At 44.4% G+C, this 6,237-nt stretch carries 7 protein-coding genes; 3 read left to right on the forward strand and 4 right to left on the reverse strand.

From position 1 onward, the window contains the following. Nucleotides 1-265 precede the first annotated feature (265 nt). The 3 genes from QTO00_RS12545 to QTO00_RS12555 all read right to left on the reverse strand — a co-directional run bounded on the left by QTO00_RS12545 (nucleotide 266) and on the right by QTO00_RS12555 (nucleotide 1,453). Nucleotides 266-532: a DUF2999 family protein gene (locus QTO00_RS12545; RefSeq protein WP_331425109.1), complete on the reverse strand. Its 267-nt coding sequence runs from the start codon at nucleotides 530-532 to the stop codon at nucleotides 266-268. Between the two features lie 81 nt (nucleotides 533-613). Further along, a complete protein-coding gene (locus tag QTO00_RS12550) occupies nucleotides 614-1,051 on the reverse strand; it encodes a GNAT family N-acetyltransferase (protein WP_038202086.1) in 438 nt (145 codons plus the stop codon). Between the two features lie 156 nt (nucleotides 1,052-1,207). Then, complete coding sequence (locus QTO00_RS12555) at nucleotides 1,208-1,453, reverse strand: DUF3297 family protein (RefSeq protein ID WP_038202083.1); 246 nt, start codon at nucleotides 1,451-1,453, stop codon at nucleotides 1,208-1,210. A 244-nt stretch (nucleotides 1,454-1,697) separates the two neighbouring features. Between QTO00_RS12555 and QTO00_RS12560 the strand changes: the two genes are divergently transcribed. After that, nucleotides 1,698-2,663, forward strand: coding sequence for an aldo/keto reductase (locus tag QTO00_RS12560; RefSeq protein WP_331425110.1), 966 nt, complete (start codon nucleotides 1,698-1,700; stop codon nucleotides 2,661-2,663). A 49-nt stretch (nucleotides 2,664-2,712) separates the two neighbouring features. Here QTO00_RS12560 and QTO00_RS12565 read toward each other — a convergent pair whose 3' ends face one another. Further along, nucleotides 2,713-4,704, reverse strand: coding sequence for a U32 family peptidase (locus QTO00_RS12565; protein WP_331425111.1), 1,992 nt, complete (start codon nucleotides 4,702-4,704; stop codon nucleotides 2,713-2,715). 202 nt (nucleotides 4,705-4,906) lie between these two features. On the opposite strand from QTO00_RS12565, the gene QTO00_RS12570 reads away from it, so the two are divergent. Continuing rightward, nucleotides 4,907-5,278, forward strand: a complete 372-nt coding sequence (locus QTO00_RS12570; RefSeq protein ID WP_331425112.1) for a GntR family transcriptional regulator — start codon at nucleotides 4,907-4,909, stop codon at nucleotides 5,276-5,278. Next, nucleotides 5,275-6,144 carry an ABC transporter ATP-binding protein gene (locus QTO00_RS12575; protein WP_331425113.1) on the forward strand — a complete coding sequence of 290 codons (870 nt, stop codon included), beginning with the start codon at nucleotides 5,275-5,277 and terminating at the stop codon, nucleotides 6,142-6,144. The genes QTO00_RS12570 and QTO00_RS12575 overlap by 4 nt, the downstream gene beginning before the upstream one ends. Nucleotides 6,145-6,237 lie beyond the last annotated feature (93 nt).

The raw sequence follows: 6,237 nt of genomic DNA on the forward strand, positions 1-6,237 counted from the left end.
ACGAATAACTGGCGTTAATCGCTTTTGGTAATCGACCCGCATGGTTTGCTCTTCCTTACTCAAGCTGCGTCAAAAGCGTACCGCAACTTAACTTAGTTTCAACCGAACTGGTCCATTTATGCGTGTTATTCCAGTTAGGTAAGTTCAAATGGGCGGTTTGTCTCATCGCTGAAATGAACAACTTAGCTCGGTTTGGGGAGGTGATTGGGATACAAAAAAACGCTGATCTGGTTAACACCGATCAGCGTTTTTAATTAAACAGAGATTATTGGCCTTGGTTTTGGCTCTGAAGCTTCTCTTTTGCTTCTTCAACTTTTGAGAAGTCTAATCCTAGTTCTTCCACCGCTTCTTTGATAAGAGCAGGGTTTTGCATCACTTGCGCCATCAGAAGCTGTAATTTGTCTTGTGGTAAACCAAGCTGTCCAATTGTTGCCATTGCTGCTAACGGGTTTTGAGTTAACGCCTGAAATAGCTCATGGGTTTTCTCATCGCTGATATTGTTCTCTTTCAACAATGCAAGAATAGGGTTCATCACTTTTCCTTTTCAATTGTATGAATTGAGGCAGAGTTTAGCACTGGACTTACTAGGATTGAAATAGCTTTATTGCACGCTCTATGCACACAACTCTAGCTGATATTCATACTGGTCTTCGCTGACTTTATTAAATCCAAGTCGTTGGTATAGCTGATAAGCAGGATTGGATTTCAGCACGCTTAGGCCAACTTTGCCTCGTGCAGAGCGCGCATTTTCAATCACGCTTTTGAGTAAATAGCTGCCAATTTTAGAGTTTTGGTAAGCAGGGTGAACTTGGATTTGAATGATGTTCCAGAGTTTGTTTTCTGCTTGGTGCTCGGCTTTGAATAGCCCAATTGGCATTTCATCTAAAGTAATGATTTGTGCGCAATCAAATTTGTATTCAATGCGGGCAAGATAATCTTCGTAACTTACAGGCATATCCATTTGTTCAAGGTAGTCACGCATAGTGGCGTCACGTAGGTTGATCAAAAAGTCGATGTCTGACTCAAGAGCGGGTCTGAGGGATATATTCATAGTTTCGTCCGTGAAAAATTGATACACAAAATTCGAGATAGCATGTCACTATCATCAATATGAAACAAGTGCCTCTAATGTATTTGCGCGCTAACCGACAGATATAAAAAAAGCCACTAGCGTGAGCATTGTGGCTTTCGAATCTAAAAGGTCCGCTTAAACGTAGTACGCTTCCACTTCGCCTTTCAATTGGATTAGCATTGGGTTGCCGTAGCGGTCTTTTGCTTTTGGAGAAGCAATTTTTACCCAACCTTCGCTAACGCAGTACTCTTCAACGTCAGTACGCTCTTGGCCTTTGAAACGAATACCGATTTGGTGATCGAAGCACTCTTTCACAAAGAAAGGGCTACGTGGGTTACCTGATAGGCGATCTGGTAGAGCTGGTTTAGCTGTATCTGTCATGATTGTGACCTTGAAGTCCATAAAGAATGTGCGTCATTGTAGTCACAGCGAAAATTGGGATCAAGAAATGTTAGGCGTTTCGTCAGGGCTTGCTGCAATAAAGTGCAAATCTTCAGGCAAGATTCTTCAATCCGGTTGCTTAAAGCGTTGCTAATCTTATTAACAAGAAATCGGGGCGACTCGAATTAGACAATAATCGCTTTTTGTTGTTGAGGGTCGGCAGCAAAAGAACTGGAGAATAATGATGTCAAATAGCAACTTTTCAGCAATCAAACAAATCGGTTACGGCGCAATGGGGCTTGAAGGCTACTATGGTGAGAGCGATGACGATATCGCCGTTCAAACTCTAGTCCACGCTATTGAGCAAGGCATGATGATCGATACCGCCGATGCTTATGGGGCAGGCCATAATGAAGATCTTATCAAAAAAGCGATTCAAAAGACTGATCACAAAGCCTTTGTTGCAACCAAGTTTGGCATCGTGTTCGAAGAAGGGCAGACGGGCAGTACGCTAGATACTGGTTGGGGCTTTCCTCTCACTATCAATGGTACAAAAGAGTATGTTTCGCGAGCGATTGATGCGAGTTTAGAGCGCTTGGGTGTTGAGCAAATTGACCTGCTTTATGCGCACTATTTAGATCCACAAATTCCACTGGAAGAGACTGTATCAGCAATGGCTGACGCGGTGAAAGCTGGCAAAGTTAAGGCGATTGGCTTGTCCAATGTGACTGCGGAAGAAGTTCTACGTGCCAATGAGGTTCATCCAATTGCTGCTGTACAATATGAATATTCATTATTCCGTCGTGAAGCTGAAAACGATATTCTGCCAGCGGTAAATCAAATTGGAGCAGACTTGGTTTGTTGGTCACCTCTTGGCGCAGGTTTCTTGACTGGTCAGGTGAAAGAGTTAGATGCCAATGATTTCCGTAACAACAACCCTAAAATGCAAGGCGATAACTTCGCAAACAACTTAGAACGTTTGGAAGAGATCAAGAAAATCGCAGCGGAGTATGACATTACGCCAGCTCAACTTGCTTTAGCTTTGTTAGTGGCGCAGGGCGATAACATCATTCCGATCCCTGGTAGCCGTAAAACTTCGCGTATTGATGAAAACTTGGCGGCACTCAATGTAACACTGAGCCAAGCTACATTGGATAAGCTTGACGAAATCGCACCCATCGGTGCATTTAAAGGCGCAACCTTGGTGTAACAGCGCAATACTTCATTGAGCCTGCTTTCTACGAGCAGGCTTTTTTGATCTACAACCCTTTTAAGTACTGAGCATTAGCCGTGGGCTGAATCATGTTGTTTATGGCTTTAACGTTCTCTTCTTTATGCTGAGCCAGTAGTGCTAAAAAGGCATCAATCAACTCTGGTTTGCTTACGGATACCTTGGTTTCCGTTTGAATATCTCGCAGGTCGATCAATACATCGGTAAACAGGTGTGGCAACTCTTGCAGCACCTGCAGGTTGAGAACATTGTGCTCGCTGTAGATAGCATTGTGGCTGCCTTTTTGTTTTTGCACCACGTATGGGTTGTCTTTGAGGTTGATAATTGAGGTACGTTTATCGCAGCGTTTTAAGCAACCTTTATTTACTTTAATCTTTCGACACCCCTCGGTTTGCTGGAACAGACACTGACGGCTGGTGAGAAGCGTATTTGGATGATAGATGCTGTAATAGCTGCGCATGTTTGGCGGACGTTTAATGTGGCGCATTTGCTTCATGTTCAGTTCATTAGAGATAAAAGCTCCATTCGCTGAAAACTCTTCTTGAAGGCATTTCAATGCGTAAGAGTTCGCGGTGTTCATTTGCGGTCCTGCAACCCAACCTAATCCGAGTTCCTGAGCAAGCATTGCTACCCCCGAGTTATTGGTGACAGATAGGTCTGGCTTGATGGCTTGAAGAAACTCACGCGCTGCTTGGTAATCATCACCAATTAATATCGCCGGAAACCAAGGTTTTAGCTTAGGGTTGGCGGTAAATAGCTCAACCATGGTGCTAAGTTCACTGGCGAGACCCATTGGTAGTTGGTAGTAGATATCGACGTTATTGTACTCGCACAAGCTCGTTTCTTGCGCTGCAGAGATAAGTACTGACAACGTAGGCGTGCCTAAGTGTTGTTGTGGCTGAGGTAGCGCAGGTAAGCTTGGGACATCAATGGCACCTTTCAAGCTACTACCTGAGGCTTGGGTCGTGGAGAGCTCGAATGCTTGAGTCTTCTCAGCGACGTTCTCAATGATGGCCGTTTTATCGTCGTAGAGCTTTTTCTTAATTCCTTGGATCTGCTGTGCCGTTTCGCATTTATAGATCTTAGAGAAGTGCTTCACCGCGTGGTCACGAGGGTTGTCGATGTACATGGCTTTGCCGAAATCACCCTGCAAGAAGGCATTGGAAAAGTCGCGATTAAACACCGTGTATAGCTCTGTTGTATCACTCGATAATTCTATCCCTTTACACAAACGATCGATCTGCTTGCGCCAGTTATCGACCACGGTGTAGACGTAGTGGGATTTCTTAATGCGGCCTTCCACTTTCAATGAGTAAACACCCGCATCGGCAAGCGCTTGTAGATCACCAAATGCAGAGTTGTCTTTCATATTGAGTGGGTAGTTATTGCCTGTTTTGGTTGTCTCGTACTGTTCACGGCAAGGCTGGCTACAGCGTCCACGGTTACCGGAAGCTCCGTTGCGTGCTGAGCTAATGTAGCAAATACCCGAGAAACCAATGCAGTATGAACCGTGAACAAACACTTCCATCATGACATCGTGCTGACGACCAAACTTAGCCAAATGTTTGATCTCATCGATATTGAGTTCACGCGATAGATTCACTCGGCTGGCAGTCAGATGATTGAGAAATAAAATCTGCCCTTCATTGTGGGTGTTAAGCTGAGTTGAAGCATGAACATCGAGAGCTGGGAAATAGTTCTTAAGGATGTAAGCCAGCCCAAGATCCTGAACGATAACGCCATCGATTGCGGTGGTGCTTAACTGGCTAAGCAGCCTCACTATGGCTGAGATTTCGCTCTCTAAGATAAGAACGTTCAGAGTTAGGAATATCTTACATTCGTGCTGATGGGCGAGCTGTAACACGCCATTCAAGTTGTCTAGGGTTAGGTTGGTGGCTCGGTTGCGCGCGTTGAAGCGGTCTAAACCACAATAGATGGCATCGGCTCCGGCCGCAATAGCCGCCTTGATAGAGTCTAAATCCCCACCCGGTGCTAATAACTCAAATTGATCGCGTGTCACTACTTGTCTCTGGCTCGCCATATTAGGCTGAGTATTTTACGGGGTTAGAAAGTGTGATCTAGAACAGATTGAAGCTTTATTAATCTGCATCAATAAATTCGTGTCAGAACAAATTGTTTCAGATAGTGGTTGCAAATATCATCAATTGCTTTAGTGTTATACCTATGTATAACACTAAAGCACGTGTGATAAGGCAAGCGTCATGACTGACTGGAATGAAACTCAGCCTATCTTTCGTCAATTAGCAGACCGAATTACAGAGCAGATACTGCAAGGAACTTGGCTCGAAGGTCAAGCGCTGCCTTCGGTCAGAGCCGTAGCGGGGGATTTAAAAATCAACCACATTACTGTAATGAAAGGCTATCAGCTGTTGGTGGATGAAGGTTTAGTGGAGAAAAAGCGTGGTCAAGGAATGTTTGTGGCAGAAGGTGCATTGATCCAACTGAAAGCCACACAGAAACAAGACTTTATTCAGCAGCAAATTCCTTCTATTGCAGTGAAATTGCAGCAGCTAGACATCCCGTTACAAGAATTTATTGAGCAGTTAACGCTGCATGTTGAGGGTAAACAATGAGCGTATTAATTGAAGCGCGTCAGGTATCTAAAAATTACTCTGGCCGAGATAAAGCGCAGAGCGAAGCGATTAAGAACATTGGTTTTGAGCTCAAAGCAGGGCAGGTTCTCGGCCTATTAGGTCATAACGGCGCAGGTAAATCGACTCTAATTAAGAGCTTACTTGGTGCCCATGATTACCAAGGTGAGATTCGAGTGTTAGGGTTGGAGCCGACTTCACAGCGTGCCAAAGTGATGGAGCATCTTTCCTATATTTCAGATGTTAACGTGTTGCCTGATTGGATGACCGTGAAGCAAATTCTGCGTTATACCGCTGGTGTTCATCCTAGTTTCGATATTGACAAAGCGCGCGCAGTGATTGAGAAAACCGACATTAAGCTTCACAGTAAAATCAAGTCTCTCTCTAAGGGCATGAAGGTTCAACTGCACCTTGCGATTGTTATTTCAACCGATACCAAGGTGCTGATTTTAGATGAACCTACTTTAGGTTTGGATCTTGTTTACCGTGATACTTTCTATCGTCATTTGCTTGAGTGGTTCCATGACGGTGAGCGTGCACTTATCATTGCTAGTCATGAAGTGTCTGAAATAGAACACCTGTTAACGGATGTGTTGATCCTCAAGCATGGTCAGGCTGTACTCCAAGCGTCGATGGACAGTGTCGCGCAAGATTACGTGATCGTAGAGACCAATGAAGATCAGCGAGCGAAAATGGAGACGCTGAAACCGTTATCGAGTGAACGTGGTTTAGGTAGCACTCGTTGGTTGATTCAATCTGAGCAAGCGGAACAGCTTGATGATGTCGATAAAATTTACAATGTGAAACTGGCGGATCTGTTCCTAGCTTTACAAAAGGAGGCGGCGTAATGAATCCTTATTTTTATATGCTAGAGAAAGAGTGGCTAGAGCATAAGATCGTTACTCGTATTCCTTTGGTGTTGCTGGTGTGTGGTGTGTTGC

Source organism: Vibrio sp. M260118 (assembly GCF_036533755.1).
Lineage (GTDB): Bacteria > Pseudomonadota > Gammaproteobacteria > Enterobacterales > Vibrionaceae > Vibrio.

Bases quoted from the DNA above. Each gene is read 5' to 3' on its own strand.
- QTO00_RS12545 (WP_331425109.1), bottom strand. From the start codon at position 532: ATGAACCCTATTCTTGCATTGTTGAAAGAGAACAATATCAGCGATGAG.
- QTO00_RS12550 (WP_038202086.1), bottom strand. From the start codon at position 1,051: ATGAATATATCCCTCAGACCCGCTCTTGAGTCAGACATCGACTTTTTG.
- QTO00_RS12555 (WP_038202083.1), bottom strand. From the start codon at position 1,453: ATGACAGATACAGCTAAACCAGCTCTACCAGATCGCCTATCAGGTAAC.
- QTO00_RS12560 (WP_331425110.1), top strand. From the start codon at position 1,698: ATGTCAAATAGCAACTTTTCAGCAATCAAACAAATCGGTTACGGCGCA.
- QTO00_RS12570 (WP_331425112.1), top strand. From the start codon at position 4,907: ATGACTGACTGGAATGAAACTCAGCCTATCTTTCGTCAATTAGCAGAC.
- QTO00_RS12575 (WP_331425113.1), top strand. From the start codon at position 5,275: ATGAGCGTATTAATTGAAGCGCGTCAGGTATCTAAAAATTACTCTGGC.